The 20044-nt window shown below is 62.8% G+C and carries 18 protein-coding genes; 9 read left to right on the top strand and 9 right to left on the bottom strand.

The window, feature by feature from the left end:
* The 3 genes from cobN (at position 1) to LT42_RS05335 (ending at position 5615) form a co-directional block, all read left to right on the top strand.
* Positions 1–3762: a cobaltochelatase subunit CobN gene (gene cobN, locus LT42_RS05345; RefSeq protein ID WP_037010525.1), complete on the top strand. Its 3762-nt coding sequence runs from the start codon at positions 1–3 to the stop codon at positions 3760–3762.
* Positions 3763–3852: 90 nt separating this feature from the next.
* Positions 3853–4959, top strand: a complete 1107-nt coding sequence (locus LT42_RS05340; RefSeq protein ID WP_037010523.1) for a magnesium chelatase ATPase subunit I — start codon at positions 3853–3855, stop codon at positions 4957–4959.
* A 26-nt stretch (positions 4960–4985) separates the two neighbouring features.
* On the top strand, positions 4986–5615 hold the full coding sequence (locus tag LT42_RS05335; RefSeq protein ID WP_338050481.1) for a vWA domain-containing protein: 630 nt from the start codon (positions 4986–4988) through the stop codon (positions 5613–5615).
* A 23-nt stretch (positions 5616–5638) separates the two neighbouring features.
* On the opposite strand, the gene LT42_RS05330 is transcribed toward LT42_RS05335, so the two are convergent.
* A complete protein-coding gene (locus LT42_RS05330) occupies positions 5639–5905 on the bottom strand; it encodes a hypothetical protein (protein WP_037010521.1) in 267 nt (88 codons plus the stop codon).
* Between the two features lie 374 nt (positions 5906–6279).
* Here LT42_RS05330 and LT42_RS05325 point away from each other — a divergent pair, with 374 nt between their 5' ends.
* Positions 6280–7599: a sigma-54-dependent transcriptional regulator gene (locus tag LT42_RS05325; protein WP_037010519.1), complete on the top strand. Its 1320-nt coding sequence runs from the start codon at positions 6280–6282 to the stop codon at positions 7597–7599.
* Positions 7600–7646: 47 nt separating this feature from the next.
* Here the strand turns inward: LT42_RS05325 and LT42_RS05320 are convergent, their stop codons facing one another.
* Positions 7647–8171, bottom strand: coding sequence for an AAA family ATPase (locus LT42_RS05320; protein WP_037012996.1), 525 nt, complete (start codon positions 8169–8171; stop codon positions 7647–7649).
* Between the two features lie 5 nt (positions 8172–8176).
* Positions 8177–8740, bottom strand: a complete 564-nt coding sequence (gene pnuC / locus LT42_RS05315) for a nicotinamide riboside transporter PnuC (RefSeq protein ID WP_037010517.1) — start codon at positions 8738–8740, stop codon at positions 8177–8179.
* Positions 8741–9086: 346 nt separating this feature from the next.
* Between pnuC and LT42_RS05310 the strand changes: the two genes are divergently transcribed.
* Positions 9087–9917 (top strand): undecaprenyl-diphosphate phosphatase, encoded by an 831-nt coding sequence (locus LT42_RS05310; RefSeq protein WP_037012995.1) that lies wholly within the window; start codon positions 9087–9089, stop codon positions 9915–9917.
* A gap of 7 nt (positions 9918–9924) precedes the next feature.
* Positions 9925–10368, top strand: a complete 444-nt coding sequence (locus tag LT42_RS05305) for a DUF1294 domain-containing protein (RefSeq protein ID WP_037010515.1) — start codon at positions 9925–9927, stop codon at positions 10366–10368.
* Between the two features lie 22 nt (positions 10369–10390).
* On the opposite strand, the gene LT42_RS05300 is transcribed toward LT42_RS05305, so the two are convergent.
* Positions 10391–10735: an MmcQ/YjbR family DNA-binding protein gene (locus LT42_RS05300; RefSeq protein ID WP_037010513.1), complete on the bottom strand. Its 345-nt coding sequence runs from the start codon at positions 10733–10735 to the stop codon at positions 10391–10393.
* A 240-nt stretch (positions 10736–10975) separates the two neighbouring features.
* Between LT42_RS05300 and LT42_RS05295 the strand changes: the two genes are divergently transcribed.
* Positions 10976–12082, top strand: coding sequence for an alpha/beta fold hydrolase (locus tag LT42_RS05295; RefSeq protein WP_081955320.1), 1107 nt, complete (start codon positions 10976–10978; stop codon positions 12080–12082).
* A gap of 32 nt (positions 12083–12114) precedes the next feature.
* Here LT42_RS05295 and LT42_RS05290 read toward each other — a convergent pair whose 3' ends face one another.
* The 5 genes from LT42_RS05290 to LT42_RS05270 form a co-directional block, all read right to left on the bottom strand.
* Positions 12115–12657: a cytochrome P460 family protein gene (locus LT42_RS05290; protein WP_276209492.1), complete on the bottom strand. Its 543-nt coding sequence runs from the start codon at positions 12655–12657 to the stop codon at positions 12115–12117.
* A gap of 71 nt (positions 12658–12728) precedes the next feature.
* A complete protein-coding gene (locus LT42_RS05285) occupies positions 12729–13640 on the bottom strand; it encodes a LysR family transcriptional regulator (RefSeq protein ID WP_037010511.1) in 912 nt (303 codons plus the stop codon).
* Positions 13640–14560: a LysR family transcriptional regulator gene (locus LT42_RS05280; RefSeq protein ID WP_037010509.1), complete on the bottom strand. Its 921-nt coding sequence runs from the start codon at positions 14558–14560 to the stop codon at positions 13640–13642. The genes LT42_RS05285 and LT42_RS05280 overlap by 1 nt, the downstream gene beginning before the upstream one ends.
* A gap of 207 nt (positions 14561–14767) precedes the next feature.
* A complete protein-coding gene (gene cueR, locus LT42_RS05275; RefSeq protein WP_037010507.1) occupies positions 14768–15175 on the bottom strand; it encodes a Cu(I)-responsive transcriptional regulator in 408 nt (135 codons plus the stop codon).
* Positions 15172–17379: a heavy metal translocating P-type ATPase gene (locus tag LT42_RS05270; protein ID WP_037010505.1), complete on the bottom strand. Its 2208-nt coding sequence runs from the start codon at positions 17377–17379 to the stop codon at positions 15172–15174. Before LT42_RS05270 ends, cueR begins: the two co-directional genes overlap by 4 nt.
* Positions 17380–17551: 172 nt before the next feature.
* Between LT42_RS05270 and LT42_RS05265 the strand changes: the two genes are divergently transcribed.
* Together LT42_RS05265 and LT42_RS05260 are read left to right on the top strand one after the other, a co-directional pair.
* The gene (locus LT42_RS05265; protein ID WP_037010504.1) at positions 17552–18487 is read left to right on the top strand and encodes a LysR substrate-binding domain-containing protein; all 936 of its coding nucleotides are present in this window, start codon (positions 17552–17554) and stop codon (positions 18485–18487) included.
* 692 nt (positions 18488–19179) lie between these two features.
* Positions 19180–19785, top strand: a complete 606-nt coding sequence (locus tag LT42_RS05260; RefSeq protein WP_037010503.1) for an FMN-dependent NADH-azoreductase — start codon at positions 19180–19182, stop codon at positions 19783–19785.
* Positions 19786–20044: the final 259 nt, after the last annotated feature.

Genomic DNA, 20044 nt, shown 5'->3' with positions numbered 1-20044 from the left:
ATGCACCTGCTGCGTACACAGCCCGGCGGTTTCGTTCCCGATGACAGCATTGCCGATCTGGGGCAGACGCCCGCCGAGCTGGTAATCCTGTGCAGCGGTGATTCGCATCTGGCATTGCTCGCCGAAACCGCGCAGCAGTTGCCGGATGATTATCCGACGCTGCGTCTGGCCAATCCGATGCAGGTGCAGAATCACGCCTCGGTGGACCTGTACGTCGACGAAGTGCTGCGTCACGCCAAGGTCATCGTGCTTTCCCTGCACGGCGGCATGAGTTACTGGCGTTACGGCGTCGAGCGTCTCGTGGAGCTGGCGGCCAAAGGGGTCAAGCTGATTCTGGTGCCGGGTTGCGACAAGCCGGACCCTGAGCTGATCGGGCTGAGTACCGAATCTACCGAAGACTGCGAGCGGGTCTGGCACTACCTGCGCCAGGGCGGCAAACACAATGCGCAGGAGTTGCTCAACTTCATTGCCACGCGATGGCTGGGTGGCCTTGCTGCCTGGGCCGAGCCGCAAACCCTGCCGCGCAGCGTGATCTATCATCCGCAGAACCCCAACGCCGATCTGGCCCGCTGGCAGGCCGACTGGCGTGCCGACCAGCCGGTCGCTGCCGTGCTGTTCTATCGCTCCCATCTGCAGGCGGCCAACACCGGCTTCATCGACGTGTTTTGCGAACGCTTGATGGCGCAAGGGATGAACCCTTTGCCAATGGCCGTTGCCAGTCTCAAGGAGCCTGATTGCCTGGCCGCCGTGCAGGGCTGGATGGATGAGGTCGAGTGCGAAGTCATCCTTAATACCACCGGGTTCGCCCAGTCCAGCCCTGACGCGCCCCATGTGCGTCCGTTTCGCCGCGACATTCCGGTGATTCAGGCCATCTGCGCCCAGGAAAACGAACCGGCGTGGCGGGCCAGCGCTCAAGGTCTCGGCCCGCGCGACCTGGCCATGCACATCGCGTTGCCGGAACTGGACGGCCGCATCATCAGTCGCCCCATCAGCTTCAAAGACCTGGCGTGGCGCAGCGAGCGCAGCCAGTCCGATGTGGTGTGCCATCGCGCACAACCGGAGCGGATGGACTTCGTTGCCGAACTGGCCCGACGCTGGGTGCTTCTGGCGCGTACCGCCAACGCCGACAAGCGCGTGGCGCTGATCCTCGCCAATTACCCGACCCGTGACGGCCGCATCGGCAACGGCGTAGGGCTCGACACCCCGGCGGCGGCGCTGAACATTCTGAGCGCGATGCAGCGCGAGGGCTACCCGGTCCAGGACCTGCCCGACACCGGCACTGCGCTGATTCACGCCTTGCTCGGTGGCGTCACCAACGACCCGGACAGCCTCGACCAGCGGCCGTGCCACCAAAGCCTGTCGATGGAGGAATACCTGGCCGCGTTTCAGGCGCTGCCCGCTGCCAATCGCGAGGCAGTCACCGCACGCTGGGGAGCGCCACACACCGACCCCATGTGCAGAGACGGACGCATGATGATCGCCGGCCTGCGCCTGGGCATGACCTTCGTCGGGATCCAGCCGGCGCGAGGCTACAGCGTTGACCACAGCGCCGTTTACCACGACCCCGATCTGGTGCCGCCCCACGGCTATCTGGCGTTCTATTTTTGGTTGCGCAATCGCTACGGCGCCCACGCAGTGATCCACGTTGGCAAGCACGGCAACCTCGAATGGCTGCCGGGCAAGGGCGTCGGTCTGTCCGAGCATTGCTGGCCGGATGCGATATTGGGGCCGATGCCCAACATCTACCCCTTCATCGTCAATGATCCGGGTGAGGGCGCCCAGGCCAAGCGGCGCACTCAGGCAGTGATCATCGATCACCTGATGCCACCTTTGACCCGCGCCGAAACCTATGGCCCTTTACGCAACCTTGAACTGCTGGCCGACGAATACTACGAAGCGCAGCTGCTGGATCCGCGGCGCGCCCGGGAACTGCAAAAGGACATTCTTGCGCTGGTCCGCGAAACCCACATCGACCGCGAGCTGGCGCTCGAAGGCGACACTGATGCAGCGGACCCGACCGTATGGTTGCCGCGTCTTGACACCTATCTGTGCGACCTCAAGGAATCGCAGATCCGTGATGGCCTGCACGTGTTCGGCGAATCGCCCACGGGTCGCTTGCGCACCGACACCCTGCTGGCGATGGTGCGTGTACCCCGCGGCGACGGCCGAGGCGGTCAGGCCAGTCTGCTGCGCGTGTTGAGTCAGGCGCTGGACCTGGATTTTGACCCGCTGGACTGTGACTTGGGCGCGCCCTGGGCAGGTGCCAAACCTCAGGTGTTACATGAAGTAAGCCTCGACCCGTGGCGCACCGCAGGTGACACCCGCGAGCGACTCGAGCTGCTGGCAGGTGAGATGATTGAGCACTTGCTGGCGGATTCGGTTTTCGAATATTCCTTTGCTAACAATGCGTTGGCAGAGGTAGTTGAGAGTATGCGCGAGGTTGTGATTCCTCGGCTGAACGCCTGCGGCCCTTCCGAGATGGCGAACCTGCTCGCGGCGTTGAGCGGCCGCTTCGTGCCGGCCGGACCGAGCGGTGCGCCGAGTCGCGGACGGCTTGACGTCCTGCCTACAGGGCGCAATTTCTTCTCGGTGGACGTGCGCAATCTGCCCACCATGACGGCCTGGAGAATCGGCTTTCAATCCGCAAATCTCTTGCTGGAGAGGCACTTACAGGATCATGGTGATTATTTACGTCAACTCGGGCTATCGGTTTGGGGCACTGCGACGATGCGCACCGGAGGTGACGATATCGCCCAGGCCATGGCGCTGATGGGCGTGCGGCCCGTGTGGGCGACCGGCAGTCAACGCGTGGATGATTTTGAAATCCTGCCGCTGAGCCTGCTGGACCGCCCGCGGGTTGACGTCACGCTGCGGGTTTCGGGATTCTTCCGGGATGCGTTCGCCAATTTGATCCGGCTGTTCGATGCGGCCGTCCAGGCCGTGGCGGCGCTGGACGAGCCCGATGACATGAACCCGCTGGCGGCTCGCGTCAGGCAGGAAAGAACGCAGATGCAGCGCGACGGTGTGGATGCCGAGCAAGCCGCGAAGCAGGCTGGCTGGCGGATCTTCGGCGCCAAGCCCGGCGCGTACGGTGCAGGCGTGCAGAACGCTATTGACGGGCGCCTGTGGCAGAGCCGTGAAGACCTCGCCGAGGTTTACCTGAACTGGGGCGGCTATGCCTATGGCGGGAGCGATGAAGGAACGCCTGCGCGGGACGGTTTTGCCAAACGCCTGAGCCAGGTTCAGGCCGTCCTGCAAAACCAGGACAACCGCGAACACGACTTGCTGGACTCCAACGACTATTACCAGTTTCAAGGCGGCATGCTCGCAGCGGCGGAAAGCCTCGCCGGCGCCAAGGTTGCCAGTTACCACGGCGACAACAGCCAGCCTGATTTGCCCAGGATACGCACCCTCAAGGAGGAGCTGAACCGGGTCGTGCGTTCACGCGCTGCCAACCCGAAATGGATCGAGGGGGTCAAGCGTCACGGCTACAAGGGCGCGTTCGAAATGGCCGCGACGGTGGATTTCCTGTTTGCCTTCGACGCCACCACCGAGCTGATCGATGACCATCAGTACGCTCTGCTGGCCGACGCTTACCTGCTGGATGCCTCAACCCGCGACTTCATTCAGCAACACAACCCCGATGCGTTGCGCGACATGACCGAACGCATGCTCGAAGCGCAACAGCGAGGTTTGTGGCAGGCGCCGGGCGACTACCGCGAGGCGCTGGAGAATCTGTTGCTGGACATCGAAGAGTCATGAATCAACGGTCAGCTGCCATCGCGAACTGCACACTTGCGCTTGCCGGCGCACGCCACCACCCCACTCATTGATGCACAAGCAGGGCCCGACATGACCGACATTCCACATTTTCCTCTGGCTGCTGTCGTCGGTGCCGATGACCTGAAGGTTGCGCTATGCCTGACCGCCATCGATCCGAAAATAGGCGGTGTGTTGATCGAAGGGCCGCGCGGCATGGCCAAATCGACGCTGGCCCGCGGCGTGGCAGATTTGCTGGCAAGTGGTCAGTTCGTGACGTTGCCGTTGGGCGCTACTGAAGAACGGCTGGTCGGTACGCTGGACCTGGACGCCGCGCTGGGTGAGGGCCGCGCGGCGTTTTCGCCAGGCGTACTGGCCAAGGCGGACGGCGGCGTGCTGTATGTCGATGAGGTCAATCTGCTGCCTGACCATTTGGTCGACCTGCTGCTGGACGTGGCCGCCAGCGGCGTCAATCTGGTGGAGCGTGATGGCCTGTCTCACCGCCACCCGGCGCGCTTCGTTCTGATCGGCACCATGAACCCGGAAGAGGGCGAACTGCGGCCCCAACTGCTCGACCGTTTTGGGCTGAACGTGGCACTGAGCGGGCAGACGCTGCCGGAGCAGCGTGGGCAGATCATCCGTCGTCGTCTGGATTTCGACGCGGCACCCGAAGCGTTTTGTCAGCAGTGGGCAACGCAGCAGCAAGCGCTCAAGGCCCGTTGTGAAAGCGCCCGGGGGCTCTTGGAGACCATTGCCCTGGATGACGCAAGTCTGGGGTTGATCACCGAGCGCTGTTTTGCAGCAGGAGTCGACGGCTTGCGCGCGGATCTGGTGTGGTTGCGAGCCGCTCGCGCACATGCAGCCTGGCGCGGAAGTCCTGCTATCGCCGAGGCCGACATCGATGCCGTGGCCGACTTCGCCCTGCGTCACCGACGCCGCGCACCGCAACCGCCTCGGCAGTCATCGCAACCGGCTGAGCAACCCCCACAACCCCAACAATCGCAACAGCCGACGCAACCATCCTTACCCCGGCCAGCACTCGATCAGCCGCCATCCCGCACAGCCGAGAGCCCGGCCGACGCGGGTCAAACGGACCATAAGCCGCCGCAGGACGGCGAGGGCAGCTGGGGCGAGTTGCCCGCACGCAGTATGGTGACGGGCGCCCGTAAAGAAGTGCCGCACTGGCCAAAAAAGCCCTAGGCATTCGCTCCCGTCAGTGGTCGGGGGTGAATGCCAGCCCTAAGCCGGGCGCACTCGGCGGCGGCAGGAACGGCGCTGCCCGCACAGGCAGCCATGGAGCGATAGCCTGGCTGCCGACGTTATTGCGTGGCCGACCGCGCGTGCGTGCGGATCTGGTTCACCAACCCCGCAGCCGGCGCCCGCAGCAACTGTGGCTGGTGATTGTGGACGCATCGGCATCGACCCGGCGGCATCAGGCGCTGAGTCTGGCCAAAGGCTTGCTGGCAGGTGTGTTCGATGACGCCTATCGGCAGCGCGCCCGGCTGGCCTTGCTGACCGCCAGCGGCAACGACGCGCGCTGGCAGCATCAGGGGCTCAAGGCCAGCGCGGCGTTGCAGCCATGGCTGGATGCGCTGGGGGCTGGAGGAGGTACGCCGTTGGCCGAGGCGATCAATCAGGCCGCCGAGTGGTCGGCCGTGCGTCACAAACGCTACCCCGCAGAGCAGCAACGGGTGCTGATCGTCACTGACGGGCGAGTCAAGCATGTCCCGCCCCTGGCTCCATTCTCAGGCCCCGTGCTGCTGGTCGACATCGAGCGCGGTCCCATCAGGCTGGGGCGCGCCCGGGAAATCGCCCGGCAGCTCGACGCAGATTACCGCCACCTCGACGACTGCTGAACGGCGTTTGGCCTGGAAACGTCTCAGGCCGGCATGGTCCACGGCTCAAGACGATAACCTTCGTCACTGATTTCCGCGCGGGCTTGCTCGAGCAGCTGTGCCAGCTGCTTGGGATCGCAGTACGCGCTGCTCGGAATTTGCTTGCGACCAATACGGGTGCTGGTGCGATCGACAACGGTCAGACTCAGTTCGCCGTTACCGTCTTGAGGGGCCCAGGCCACACAGCGGAAGGGTTCGAAGGCGTGGCCGGCAATCAGCAAAGCATCGTTAAAGCGCAAAGGGGCGTTCATGGAATGTCCTCAAAGTGCCCGGTCTCTGTGGTGCACCGGCGGGTGGGCGTTTCGCTCGGTGGATACTTGTACTGATGACCGCTATCCACGGCTGAGTCACACCCGGTATTGAAAATTTCCAATTATTTACACCGGAGGCCCGTCTTGCTTTGCATCGGGACCTCCGGCGACTTGCCGCTATCACCGGCGAAACCGCAGAAACGAGGGTCATCGTGGTCAAGCGCTGCTAAGCACGTTTCGATCTTAGCCTTAGAGGGAAACGGTCCAAGGGCGCGTCAATAAACTTGCTATGGTGTCAATCGGCCTTCACAAGGCACTGTTTCACAAATGTTTTCACGATTGATCTCTCTCGACTCGGCGCCTAGGAAACTCACATGCACGATCTGGCCTCCACACGCCACCTGCTGATTGTCGAACCGTGCGAAGAATGCCTGCAATTGATCCCCGGCCTGCACATTGCGGGTTGGGAAGTCGAGACCTGTACGCTTGAGCAGGCGGTGTCGCGGCCCTGTGATGTGGGGCTTATCCGCCTGCTGCCCGAACACTTCGAACACCCCGACGCAGTAAAGAACCTTATTTCCCGCAGCAACACTGAATGGATAGCAGCGCTGACCAGTGAAGACCTGCGCCGCGAGCTGGTCGGTGACTTTGTGTGCGAGTGGTTCTTTGACTTCCATACGTTGCCCTTTGATGTCGCCCGGGTACAGGTGACGCTCGGACGTGCCTATGGCATGGCACGTCTGCGGGCCAAAGGCACGGAGTATGGCGAAAGCGCAGGGCAGAAGCTGTTGGGAGAAAGCCGGCCGATGCGCGAGTTACGCCGGCTGCTGACCAAGCTGGCCCCGACCGAATCGCCAGTGCTGATTCGTGGCGAAGGCGGCACCGGGAAAAAGCTGATTGCGCGCACCCTGCATGCGCAATCCCAGCGTCGGGAGCAGCCGTTCGTGACGGTGAACTGCGCAACGACGCCCGAACATTTGTTGCAAGCGGAGCTGTTTGGCGAGGTCGGCAAGGGAGGTGACGGGCTGCGCCAGCGCATGCCCGGGCGCATAGAAGAAGCTGACGGCGGCACGCTGTTTCTTGACGAAGTCGGCGACCTGCCGCTGGAAGTACAGGCCAATCTGTTGCGCTTTCTGCAGCAGCGTCACGTTGAGGTGGACGGCGAACGGGTGCCCGTGGACGTGCGTGTGGTGGCGACGACCCATGTCGATCTGGAAGCGGCGATCCGCATGAAGCGCTTTCGCGAAGACCTTTATTACCGGCTCAATGTCTTGCAGGTAGGCACTGCGCCATTGCGAGAGCGGCATGGTGATCTGGCCTTGCTGGCCAATCATTTCGCGCAGTTTTACAGCCGCGAGACCGGCCGACGCGCGCGTAATTTCAGCCAGGACGCACTGGTTGCCATGGGCAAGCATGACTGGCCCGGCAATGTGCGAGAGCTGGAAAACCGGGTGCGTCGCGGGCTCGTGTTGGCCGAAGGTCGGCAGATCGAAGCGTTTGACCTGGGGTTGCTTGGCGAGGAGGCGTTCAGTTCAAGCATGGCCACGCTGGAAGAATACAAGTCCCGGGCCGAACGGCAGGCGCTGTGCGACGTGCTGACCCGCCACAGCGATAATCTCAGCGTTGCTGCCAAGGTACTGGGCATCTCGCGCCCGACGTTCTACCGTTTGTTGCACAAGCACCAGATCCGATGATGACGCCGGTGGCGGACGGGAGCACCTGCGCGTCCGGACAAATGCACTTAATGGCTCATTAGCTGCGCTACACGCTGGAGTGCCTGCGCGCTGCGGTGTCGCCAATTCCCGCCAATCACCTCAAAAGGCTGCTCATGGGCGATCAGCCATTGCCGGCTGGCTTCGAAGAATGCCTGGCGTTCGCTCAGCTCGGGCTGGCAGCGCTGCCCGTCGTCGGTCCACTCCACGTCTTCCGGTGACAGCAGCAGGTGCAAATCGTATTGGCGTTCGGCGATGGCTGGCTCCAGCCAGGTCGGACAAGCGCTGAACAGCGCTCGGCTCCACAGGATGTTGCTCAGCAGGTGGGTGTCGAGGATCAGCAGCGAAGGGTTAAGTGCTCGCGCGGCGTCTTCCCGGGCCAGCTGTTCCCGGGCGATGAGGTCGATGTCGGCGTACGTGGTGTCCCGCTGAACCTCGTCAATGAACTGACGCACATATTCGCCCACCAGCAGGCCGCCAAAGCACTGTTGAATCTCTTGCGCCAGCCAGCTTTTGCCGCTGGACTCGGGACCTGTCAGGACCATTACTTTCATGGGCATCAACGCACCAGCGCAGGGTCGGCGCGCCAGTCACGCCAGCCCTGCACCGCCAGCAATGTGAACAGGGCGTACAGGGCGGCGGTGAGGTACAGCGCTTTGTAAAGGAACAGGCCTACGAAGATGACGTCGAGCAGGATCCACAACGGCCAGCATTGCACGCGCTTTTGCGCCATCCACACCTGCGCCACCAGGCTGTAGCCGGTCAGTGCAGCGTCGAGCCAGGGCTGCGCGGCGTCAGTGAAGTGCGCCATGGCCGCGCCCAGCACTGCGCTGACCACCGCCCCGGCCAGCAAGCTGAGCAACAGGCTGCCGCCACCCAGCGACGTGACTGCGCGGCCGCTGTCCGCTGCGCCGCGTCGAGTCCATTGCCACCATCCATACAGCTGCAGGGCGGCGTAGATCACCTGCAAGAGCATGTCGGAGTAGAGCTTTACGTCAAAAAAGATCCAGGTGTACAGCAACACCATGACCAGGCCGATGGGCCAGCACCATGGGTTCTGTTTGACTGTCAGCCAAACGGCAATGACACCGAGTGCGGCGGCGAACAGCTCAAGCCCTGACATGGCGACTCCTGAATAAAGGATGAAAAAACCGGTCGGCGATTGTATGCGCTTTGGCATTGGAAGTGGGGCGCGATGGCCCGTCGGATGCGTCTGTGAACACAGCAGAAAAACAGGCGCGCTCCATAGAGGAAATGTAACGACGACGGGGTAAACGTCAAAGCCTTCGCGCCAGTATTCATGCTAGCGCGTTCGTCAGAAAGGTCTGCTAGGATCGCCGCGCTGATGCCCGAGCCAGACAGCTGGAGCGTTCATGCTTTTTTTACGCTCGACCGTTTATCGTTCGCGCCACAGTGGGTCATACATATCAAGAGAGCCTTGCCATGAGCGGGTTCCAGCCGGGGGAATGATGGATCTTTGGACCGCCATACAGGCGTTGATACTTGGGGTTGTAGAAGGGCTGACGGAGTTTTTGCCGATTTCCAGCACAGGCCATCAGATCATCGTCGCCGACCTGATCGGCTTCGGCGGCCAACGTGCGATGGCCTTCAATATCATCATTCAGCTGGGGGCGATCCTGGCAGTGATGTGGGAGTTCCGCCGCAAGATCCTGGACGTGGTCACCGGACTGCCGACTCGGCCCGAGGCGCGGCGCTTCACCGCTAACCTTATCGTGGGCGTGTTGCCGGCCATGGTCCTGGGCGTGCTGTTTTCCGATCTGATTCACGAATACCTGTTCAACCCCATCACCGTCGCCGTCGCGCTGGTGGTAGGCGGCTTTATCATGCTCTGGGCCGAGAACCGTCAGCATGTCATTCATGCCGAAACGGTCGATGAGATGACCTGGGTGGATGCCTTGAAAGTCGGTTTCGCCCAGTGCCTGGCGATGATCCCCGGGACGTCGCGCTCGGGCTCCACCATCATCGGCGGCCTGCTGTTCGGCCTGTCGCGCAAGACCGCGACGGAGTTTTCGTTCTTTCTGGCGATGCCGACCATGGTCGCGGCTTCGGTGTATTCGGGCTACAAATACCGCGACCTGTTCCAGCCCGGTGACCTGGCGGTGTTCGCGGTCGGCTTCATCGCCTCGTTCATCTTTGCCATGATCGCCGTTCGCGCGCTGCTCAAGTTCATTGCCACCCACAGCTACGCCGTTTTCGCCTGGTACCGTATCGCCTTTGGTTTGCTGATTCTGGCGACCTGGCAGTTCGGCTGGGTCGATTGGTCCAGCGTGCAGGGCTGAGGGTGAGATGACACTACGCTCAGATCCTCAACACGCGGGTCGCACGGCTGCCGGCAGGCCCGCCGCCGTGCGCTTCCTGAAACTAAAGCTGCTGGCGCTGCTGCTGTTGTGCGCCTTGCCCGTTTACGGGGTGGCGACGAATTGGTCGGGCGGAGGGAGTTGGCTACCGGCTGCGGTTTATGCGCTGATGAGTGTGATCACGTTCGCCCTGTATGGCTATGACAAGCAGCAGGCGCAGCGCGGCGGCCAACGTACGCCGGAGAAGTTATTACACGCGGGCGAATTGCTCGGCGGCTGGCCCGGCGCGTTGCTGGCACAGCAAGTGTTCCGCCACAAAACCCGCAAATTCTCCTACCAACTGGTGTTCTGGCTGATCGTTACGCTGCATCAGCTGTTCTGGATGGACCGTCTACTGTTTGGCGGTAACTTCTTGTCCCGGCATCTTTTTTGAGCAATGGGCTGCGCGCAGGCTTTCACAGCTTCAGTGCCGCCTGACGCCATTTAGGCAGCTTGGCCGCCACCTGTTGGTGAGAGCGGGTCAGTAAATCGGTCAGCTCTGCGTCGCCCATGGCCAGCGGGTAGGTCAGGGTGATCCAGTGAGCGCGTGCAAGATAGGGCGCCGGTCGCACGCCGGGACGGTCGACATACCCGAGGAAGAGCTCGGGCCCGACCTTGAACGACAGGTCATCGCCCGCCAGGCCCATCACCGCAAACATCTTGGTGTCGGCGATGGAAAACACCCGCACGCCGCCCCATTTGTAATCTTCCCGGGCGCCCGGGAGCGCAAGGCAATAGGTGGCGACTTGTTCGACGTTCATGGGGTCTCCCGGGTTTAGAGGGTGGGTCCGGCGCAATGCCGCGCTGCTGGGCCGCAGAAGCCAATGTGCCCAAGCGCTGGCGGTTGCGTATCGCAGTGTATCCGATGGCGCTGCGGACAACTCTCTGGGCGTTTCACGCGTGCCTGCGACATATCCCCGACACTTCACGCCGCTTCAATGGACGCCATCGGATGGGCCTGACGGGCCTGTCAGCCCCCCATTGTCGCCGCGAGAAGTCTCATGCAAATCACCGCACAACACTGTTCAAACCCTGCCGAGCAGCGCCGCACATCCCGCCCGCGCTGGCGGCTTTCACGGCTGGCCGCTGCTTTGCTGCCACTCGCAGCCTTCGGCATCGCTGCTGCCCAGGCTGCCCAAGCGGTCGAGGCTGCGCAAATGGCGGGTCAGGCAGCGACAGCAGCGTCAATGTCTACCGCTAATATGGCCGATGGACTGGGCACGCTGCAGCATGTGCGTGCCGGTGTACTGGACGTCTCTTATGCCGAAGTCGGCCCGGCGGACGGTCCGGTGGTGATCCTGCTGCACGGCTGGCCTTACGACATCCACAGTTACAGCGCGGTGGCCCCGCTGCTTGCGGCTCAGGGTTATCGGGTGCTGATCCCGTCCGCGCGCGGCTACGGCGATACCCGCTTCCTGTCGGATCAGACGGCGCGCAATGGTCAGCCTGCGGCACTGGCCACCGATGTCATCGACTTCATGGATGCCCTCGGCGTGAAAACGGCGGTCCTGGGCGGGTACGACTGGGGCGCGCGCTCGGCGGACATCGTCGCCGCGCTGTGGCCGGAGCGGGTCAAGGCGCTGGTCTCGGTGAGCGGCTATCTCATTGGCAATCAGGCGGCGGGCAAAAATCCGCTGCCGCCCAAAAGCGAGCTGCAGTGGTGGTATCAGTTTTATTTTGCGACTGAGCGCGGCGCAGCGGGCTACGACAAAAATCGCCATGATTTCGCCAGGTTGATCTGGCAGACCGCTTCGCCGCAGTGGGCGTTCGACGATGCGACGTTCGAGCGCAGCGCGGTCGCGCTGGATAACCCGGACCATGTCGCGATCACGGTTTCCAATTACCGATGGCGCCTGGGCATCGTGCCGGGTGAACCTCGCTACGATGCAGCCGAACAGCGTCTGGCGCAGACGCCGGACATCACGGTGCCAGCCATTGCGCTGGAAGGCGACGCCAATGGGGCGCCGCATCCGTCGCCGCAAGACTATGCCAGGCACTTTACCGGCAAGTACGCGTTCCGCCTGGTCAGCGGAGGCATTGGCCATAACCTGCCGCAGGAAGATCCGCAGGCGTTCGCCCAGGCGATAATCGATGCCGATCATCTGTAGCTTGCCCGCCAAAGGCTTTGCCTGACGCGCCTTCAGCGTGCATAGCGGGTGAAGATCAGGTCGGTGGCGGCGGGCAATTTGTTGTGGCAGGCGAAACAGCTGTTGACGAGTTTTTCGTCGGGGTTGGGTTTGCCGTTTTCAAATTGTCCGTAACCCCAGCCGCCAGTGCTGGCGAAACGGCGGGAGTCTTTGACCTCGATCTGCACATTGGTCGGCTCGCCTGCGACAAACGACTGTTCCCGACCAAAGACTGCGTTGTTCTGTGCAGACGCCTCGTAGGTGTAGGCGAGGCGAGCAATGATGGCGCCATCCGGGAACGGCAATGTGCCCTCTCTGTAAGCTTGCATGGCGATGTCATTGGCCAGAATCACGCGGATGTCCGGCTTGTCACCCGCCTCATGGGCGATGCTCACAAAGGGCCAGTCGCGGTAGCCGGCTGGCAGCGTTACGCCGAACACCGGGGAGCCGGCTGCCGGCGCAGTTTCAGCGGGTTGCGGATCCACGGCCCACGCCGGACCGCCGATAAAACCAAGGACGTTGACGATCATCACGGCGTTTCGAATGTGACCAGGCATCTCGAAGTCTCCTGAGGCGAACTATGTTGACCGCAGCGACCCACTGTCGCCACGCCCGGCGGCGAAATCATTCACTCTGTAGCCACGTGCAGCGCCGGGTGTCCGCGCAAGGCGTCAACGATGAAATCGACGAAACTTCGCACGCGCATCGAAGCACTGCGTCGCTCGCGGTAGATCACATGAACGGGCAGGGCAGGCCCTTCGTACCGCTGCAATACCCGCTGCAGGCGTCCGTTTTCGAAATCGTCATGCAAGGGGTAATTCAGGCAACGGATCAGGCCGGCGCCATGAGCTGCGGCGTCGATGGCCGCCTGCACCGTCGCGCAGCTGAGCTGGCAGCGCACCTTGATGCAGGTGGGCGAGCCTTGTTCCTGAAAGTCCCAATGCACGCAGCCCTTGAAGGCGTGAGTTGCGATCAGCCGATGGCGCTTCAGGTCCTCAGGCTCGGCTGGCACCCCGAATGCCGACAAATACGTCGGGCTGGCGCAGACCACTGACGTCACGAAGCCGACCGGCCGCGCGATCAGCGATGAATCAGGCAGAGCACCAATCCAGACCGCTACATCCAGACCTTCCTCGTTGATGTGGGGAAAACGGTCGTGGTAATGGGCGACCAGAGTGATCTGCGGGTATGCGTCCAGGTACTCGGCGAGCATCGGTGGCATCACGTGCCGGCTGAACAGTGAGGGCATCAGGACGGTCAGGCTACCCTGTGGCTTGACGTGCAAACCCTTGGCCGAGGCCTCGGCTTCGCTGACGGCTCTCAAAATGCGCGAGCAATCGGCCATGAACGCCGAGCCTGCCGGGGTCAGCACGACGCCCTGGGTGCTGCGCTGCAGTAACACCACGCCCAGACGCGCTTCCAGCCGGGCAATGGCGCGCGCCATTGTGGCGCCCGAAACATTGAGCCGGCGGGCCGCCGAAGCCAGGCTCGGACGCTCCGACAGCGCCTCGAACATGGCCATTTCATGGTACCGGTCCATCAGCGGGCCTGTTGCACGTCAGGCCGCAGCGCCGGGTCGTTACCCAGCCGCTCGGTAAGAAAATCCACAAACGTACGCACTTTCGCCGGTATTCGATGACTTTTGGTGTAGACCACCTGAATCGGCAGCGCCGGGGGCTCGTAATCGCGCAGCACCCGTTCCAGCGTGCCGGCAGCGACCAGACTGGCGACTTGATAGGACAGCACGCGAGTGATCCCCCAGCCCAGCGCCGCGATATTGATAGCCGCCTGATTGGCGGTGACCACCAGGCGTGGCTGACAGAGAACGCTCAAGACCTGGCCCTGATCCACAAACTGCCAGTCGCTCAACAGGTGGCTGGCGGACGACATCACGATGTTGGCCGAGCCAAGTTCGGCGGGAAGCGCAGGCCTGCCATGACGCTCGAAGTACGCCGGGGCGCCGCAGACCACCTGCCTGACTTCACCGACCTTGACCGCCTCCAGGCTGGTCTCGTGCAGATGACCGATGCGGATGGCGACGTCGATGCCCTCATCGGCCATGTTCACGACGCGATCCACCAGTAAAGCGTTGACCTGAACGGAGGGAAACTGATCCAGGTACGCCGCGAGCAAGGGTGCGATGAACAATTCGCCAAACAGCACGGAGGCGGTCACCGTCAACTGACCGCACGGTACTGAATAGCTGCCGGCCGCCGCTTCTTCGGCTTCCGCGACTTCGCCCAGAATGCGCCGACAGTCTTCCAGATAACGCTGGCCGGCTTCGGTCAGGCGCAGGCTGCGCGTGGTGCGCGCCAACAGCTGGGTGCCGATTCGCGCTTCCATGGCAGCAATCACCCGCGTCACGCTGGGCGGGGAAATGTTCAATCGCCGTGCCGCTGCGGCGAAACCCTCCTGGTCAGCCACGGCCATGAATATCCGCATTTCCTGGAAGCGATCCATACCTGATCCTGTCTGCAAGGGCGGCGGCGGGGCTTTCTACTCCTTGACTGACTGCACGCCAATCATGGCGTGATCTCAACGTTAGCGGAATCACCCAATCGCGCAATCCAGCATTGCGCTGGACGAAATAATCGTGACACCAGGCGGTGTTCAACCTTGATGGAAATGCTTCGGGCGGCCTGCGTGAAGCCTCGGATGTCATCAGCCTCAGGGGTGCCCACGACCTCCACTGGACGCCAGGTCCGCCAGAATCGGGCAGTCCGGGCGGCGATCGCCCTGACAGTGGCTGACCAGATCCTGCAGGGTGTCTCGCAGCCCGGCCAGCTCGGCGATCTTCTGGTTGAGCTCCACGATGTGCTGGTGCGCGAGGGCTTTGACATCGGCGCTGGCACGTCCTCGGTCCTGCCACAGGGTCAGCAGTTTGCCGACCGCTTCCAGCGAAAACCCCAGGTCGCGCGAACGTTTGATGAAGGCCAGGGTGTGCAGCTCGTTGGGGCCGTAGACCCGGTAACCGCTGTCGGTGCGGGTGGCGGCCGGAAGCAGGCCGATGGACTCGTAATAGCGAATCATCTTGGCGCTCAGGCCACTGCGTTTGGCTGCTTGTCCGATGTTCATAGGGCGTCTCCAGTGTGCGCTGGTGTCCAGGTTTTCAGCAGCAGGGCGTTGCTCACGACGCTGACGCTGGACAGGGCCATGGCAGCGCCTGCCAGCACCGGGTCGAGCACGCCGAACGCGGCCAGTGGAATCCCGATCAGGTTATACACAAAGGCCCAAAACAGATTTTGCCGGATCTTGGCGTAAGTCCTGCGGCTGATGTCGAGGGCGGCGGGGATCAGCCTTGGGTCGCCGCGCATCAGGGTGATGCCGGCGGCGTGCATGGCCACGTCCGTTCCGCCGCCCATGGCAATGCCGACGTCGGCGGCGGCCAGGGCAGGGGCGTCGTTGATGCCGTCGCCCACCATCGCCACCACTGAGGTTTTTTTCAGCGTTTCGACCTTGGCGGCCTTGTCGGCGGGCAGCACTTCGGCGTGGACGTCAGCGATGCCCAGCGCTTCGGCGACGACCCTGGCGCTGCCGCGATTATCGCCGGTCAGCAAATGGCTGCTGATGCGTCGCGCGTTCAACAGTGCAACGGCCTCGGCGGCGCCGGCCTTCAGCGTGTCGCCAAAGGCAAACAAACCAAGCACCTGTCGCTGGGGGGCGGATTCAATCAGCCATGACAACGTGCGTCCTTCGGCCTCCCAGGCCACGGCGTCGTCGGCCAGCGCGCCCGGTGTCAGGCCGCTTTCTTCCAGCAGACGATGGTTGCCGAGCGCCAGGTCGCGGCCTTGCAGGGTACCGCCGACACCCCGTCCCGGCAGCGCACGGCTGTTGCTGACCTCGGCAAGGACCAAACCTCGGGCAGCCGCCATGTCCAGCACCGCTTTGGCCAACGGGTGCTCGCTGCCCCGCTGCAGCGCGCCCGCCAATTGCAACAGCGCATTTTCGTCAGTGCCAAACGCGGGATCGGCCACCATGTGCGTAACGTTTGGAGTGCCCGAGGTCAGCGTGCCGGTCTTGTCAAACACCACTGCGGTCACCTCATGGGCGCGTTGCAGGGCTTCGGCGTCCTTGATCAGAATGCCATGACGAGCAGCGACGCCTGTGCCGGCCATGATTGCCGTCGGTGTCGCCAGGCCCAGCGCGCAAGGGCAGGCAATCACCAGCACGGTGACCGCATTGATCAGCGCGTTCTCCAGAGAAGCCCCGGCCAATAGCCAGCCGGCGAGTGTCGCCATCGCTACCAATAGAACCACCGGCACAAACACCTGACTGACCCTGTCGACCAGGTGCTGGATCGGCGCCTTGGCGGACTGCGCAGCCTCCACCAGCCGGATGATGCGCGCCAGCACGGACTCCGCACCCAAGGCCCGGGTACTGATGAGCAAGCGTCCTTCGCCGTTGATTGCGCCGCCCGTGACCTTGTCGCCGGGCTGCTTGGGCACTGGCAGGCTCTCGCCGCTGATCAGCGCTTCGTCGGCGTGGCTTTGCCCTTCAACGACCTCGCCGTCCACCGGAAACCGCTCGCCCGGCTTCACCACTACACGATCGCCAATGCTCAGCGAGCTGATGGCGACGTCCACTTCCTGACCGTCCACCAGCATGATCGCGCGCTCGGGCCGCAACGCTTCCAGCGCCCGAATCGCGCTGGCCGTCTGGCGTTTGGCACTGCTCTCCAGGTACTTACCCAGCAGGACGAGGGCGATGACCACCGCCGAAGCCTCGAAGTACAAATGCGGCATGGTCCCCGGCGCAGCCGTGAGCCATTGATAAACGCTCAAGCCGTAACCGGCACTGGTGCCCAGCGCGACCAGCAGGTCCATGTTACCGGCACCCGCGCGCACAGCCTTCCACGCCGCCGCATAGAAACGCGCCCCGAGCACAAACTGCACCGGTGTCGCCAGCACGAACTGCAGCCACGCCGGCAACATGCCGTGCAGGCCGAACGGCTGCAGGATCATCGGCGCCACCAGGGGCAAGGCCAGCACAACGGCGACGATCAAATGCCAACGCTCGGTGTCGTGCCGCTTGCGTTGGTCGGCCTGCTGAACCTTGCTGTCCTGCTCAAGGCTTGCCGTGTAACCCGCCTTGTCGACGGCCTCGATCAGCACCGCGGGGTCAATGTGGCTGCTGACCTGCACATGAGCACGTTCGTTGGCCAGATTGACCGTGGCGACTTCAACGCCGGGGACTTTGCGCAACGCGCGCTCGACCCGGCCGGCGCAGCTGGCGCAGGTCATGCCGGCAATGGGCAGATCGAATGTTTCTGGACTGGGCATCGTGGACACTCCGGCGAGTCGATTGGCAGTAAGGATCAACCTTGCCACGCTGGCAAGGTCAAGGGCAGTTTTGCAGATGGGCGTCCCCATGCTGCGTAGGCCCGGTGTCCACGACAGACGATGCCCGAGCTGACACACTGAATGCCTTTTTCAACCACGCGAGCGTCCGTCCGTGTACGACTTCAACGATTTGTACTACTTCGTGCAGGTGGTGGAACACAAGGGCTTCGCCGCTGCCGCACGCAAGATCGAGGTGCCCAAGACCAAGCTCAGCCGGCGCATCGCGCAGCTGGAAGACCGGCTGGGCGTGCGCCTGATTCAGCGCACCACGCGCAAGTTCACGGTGACGGAGGTGGGGCTGGATTATTACCGGCACTGTGTGGCGATGCTGGTCGAGGCCGACGCCGCCGAGAAGGTGGTCGAGCAGTCGAGATCAGAGCCTCAGGGCATCGTGCGGATCAGTTGTCCGCCAGCGCTGGGGGCGATGGGCGTCAGTGATTCGATCGTCAAGTTCATGGTGTTGCACCCTAAAGTTCAGATTCAGGTAGAGAGCACCAACCGTCGTGTGGATGTGCTGGGCGAGGGCTATGACGTCGCGTTGCGGGTGCGGTTTCCGCCGCTGGAGGACGAGAACCTGGTGATGAAGGTGCTCGGAGAGAGTCATCAGAAGCTGGTGGCGCGGCCTGCGCTATTGGCGGGCCTGGTGCTGCGTGCGCCGCCTGATTTGGCGGGGCTGCCGAGCATGGATCTGGCGCCGGCGAACCGTGATCATCGCTGGTCGTTGATCGGGCCGGGCGGTGAGCGGGTGGAGGTGGGGCATCAGCCGCGGTTTGTGAGTTCGGATCTGGATGCGCTTCATCGTGCGGCGGTGGCCGGGGTGGGGGTGGTGCAGTTGCCGGAGATTATGATTCGTCGGTCGTTGGAGGAGGGGCATCTGGTGGAGGTGTTGCCGGGGTTTCGGCCGCCGAGCGGGTTGATTCATGCGGTGTTTGCGTCGAGGCGGGGGTTGTTGCCTTCGGTGCGGGGGTTGGTGGATTTGCTGGCGGAGGATTTTGGTGTGAATGCGAGGGCGGATCGTGTGGCATGTGAGTTGGCGGGCAAGGTTTAGGTTTTTCTGCTTTTTACGATCAAGATCAAGATCAAGATCAAGATCAAGGGCGTCGGCCTAACGGCCTCGGTTTCGCCTTCGGCGAGTTACTTGGAAAAGCACCCCAAGTAACCAAGGGTGCCTGCTCCTGGTTTGGCCCCTCCTTCGTCGGGGTTCCTTCACTTCGGTCTTGCTCCGTGGGCCCGCGCCGAACGGACATCCATGTCCTGACGGCGCTCTCGCGGCATCCATGCCGCTCGGCCCACTGCGCAAGACCTGCGTTCAGCCTGCACCCAGGTCGCGATTGGCGGTGCTTGGTCTTTTTGCGTATGAAGATCAAGAGCAAAAGCAGGTCAAGGGCAAAGGCAGATCAAGAGCACAAGCAGATCAAGGGCTTCCCGGCTGAAGCCGGGAGGGGCTGATTGGTGCGCTCTAAAGCTTTCTGATCGTGCCCACGCTCCGCGTGGGTATGCATCCCGGGACGCTTCGCGTCATCCCGGGCTAACGCGAGTCTTGTATGGGCACGCGGTGTTTTAGTGGGACCGGCTTTAGCCGGGGAGGGGCCAGTTGTTGCGCTCAAAGGCTTTGGTGACGGGTATTGTCCTGCTGGCGGGACGATGTATTGCGTTTTGGCAGACTAATCGTTGATTGCGTCGCGCTGTAGGATGACCCCACTTGATCGCCAAGTGGCGATTCTCACATTCGGAGCCCCCATGAAACTCTTGCACATCGATTCCAGCATCCTCGGCGATCATTCTGCTTCGCGTCAGTTGAGCCGCGGTGTTGTTCAGTCCTTTAGCGCTGTGAACCCAGGTACCGAGGTGGTGTATCGCGATCTGGCGAACGAGCCGCTGAGCCATTTTTCGGGCGCGACGCTGGCCGCTGCCGGTACGCCGGTTGAAGGTCGCGATGCTGCGCAGAAGCTTGAAGTGGAAACCAACGAGGCGACACTGGAGCAGTTTCTGTCCGCCGATGTGGTGGTGATCGGTGCGCCGATGTACAACTTCTCCATTCCAAGCCAGTTGAAGGCGTGGATTGATCGCATCACTGTGGCCGGGCGTACGTTTCGCTACACTGAAGCCGGGCCGGAAGGTCTGTGCAAGGGCAAGAAGGTGATCATCGTGTCGACGGCCGGCGGCCTGCACCAGGGGCAGCCTAGCAGCGTTGGTCACGAAGACTTGTTGAAGGTGCTGTTCGGGTTCATCGGCGTCACCGATCTGCAGTTTGTGTTCGCCCATGGCCTGGCGTACGGCGACGAGCCGCGCGCTGCGGCCATGACCGCCGCGCAGAAACACATCAGCGAAACGTTGTTTGCCTGAGCCGTCGCGCCCGTTGCTGTACGCGGGCGCATCGCTGCTCTAACGCTTCCCTGAAGCCCTGTTCACCCGGCCTGTTGGCCGACCGGTGACAGGGCTTTTGCCGTTTTGGGACTGAGCGTTCAGCCGGGCGACAGCCTTTACACCCTCTTTGCGCGTAATCTGCAGACAAGCACCGTAGAATGCCGGCCCACTTGGCCCGTTCTGCCTGCAACGGCGGCCGATGTCTTCCTTCTTTAGAGCTTGGCCCGCCTTGTGCACT

The organism is Pseudomonas lutea (assembly GCF_000759445.1).
Classification (GTDB): domain Bacteria; phylum Pseudomonadota; class Gammaproteobacteria; order Pseudomonadales; family Pseudomonadaceae; genus Aquipseudomonas; species Aquipseudomonas lutea.
The sequence above is the reverse complement of the archived record's forward strand: the minus strand, read 5'-3'. Positions and strand labels throughout refer to the sequence as shown.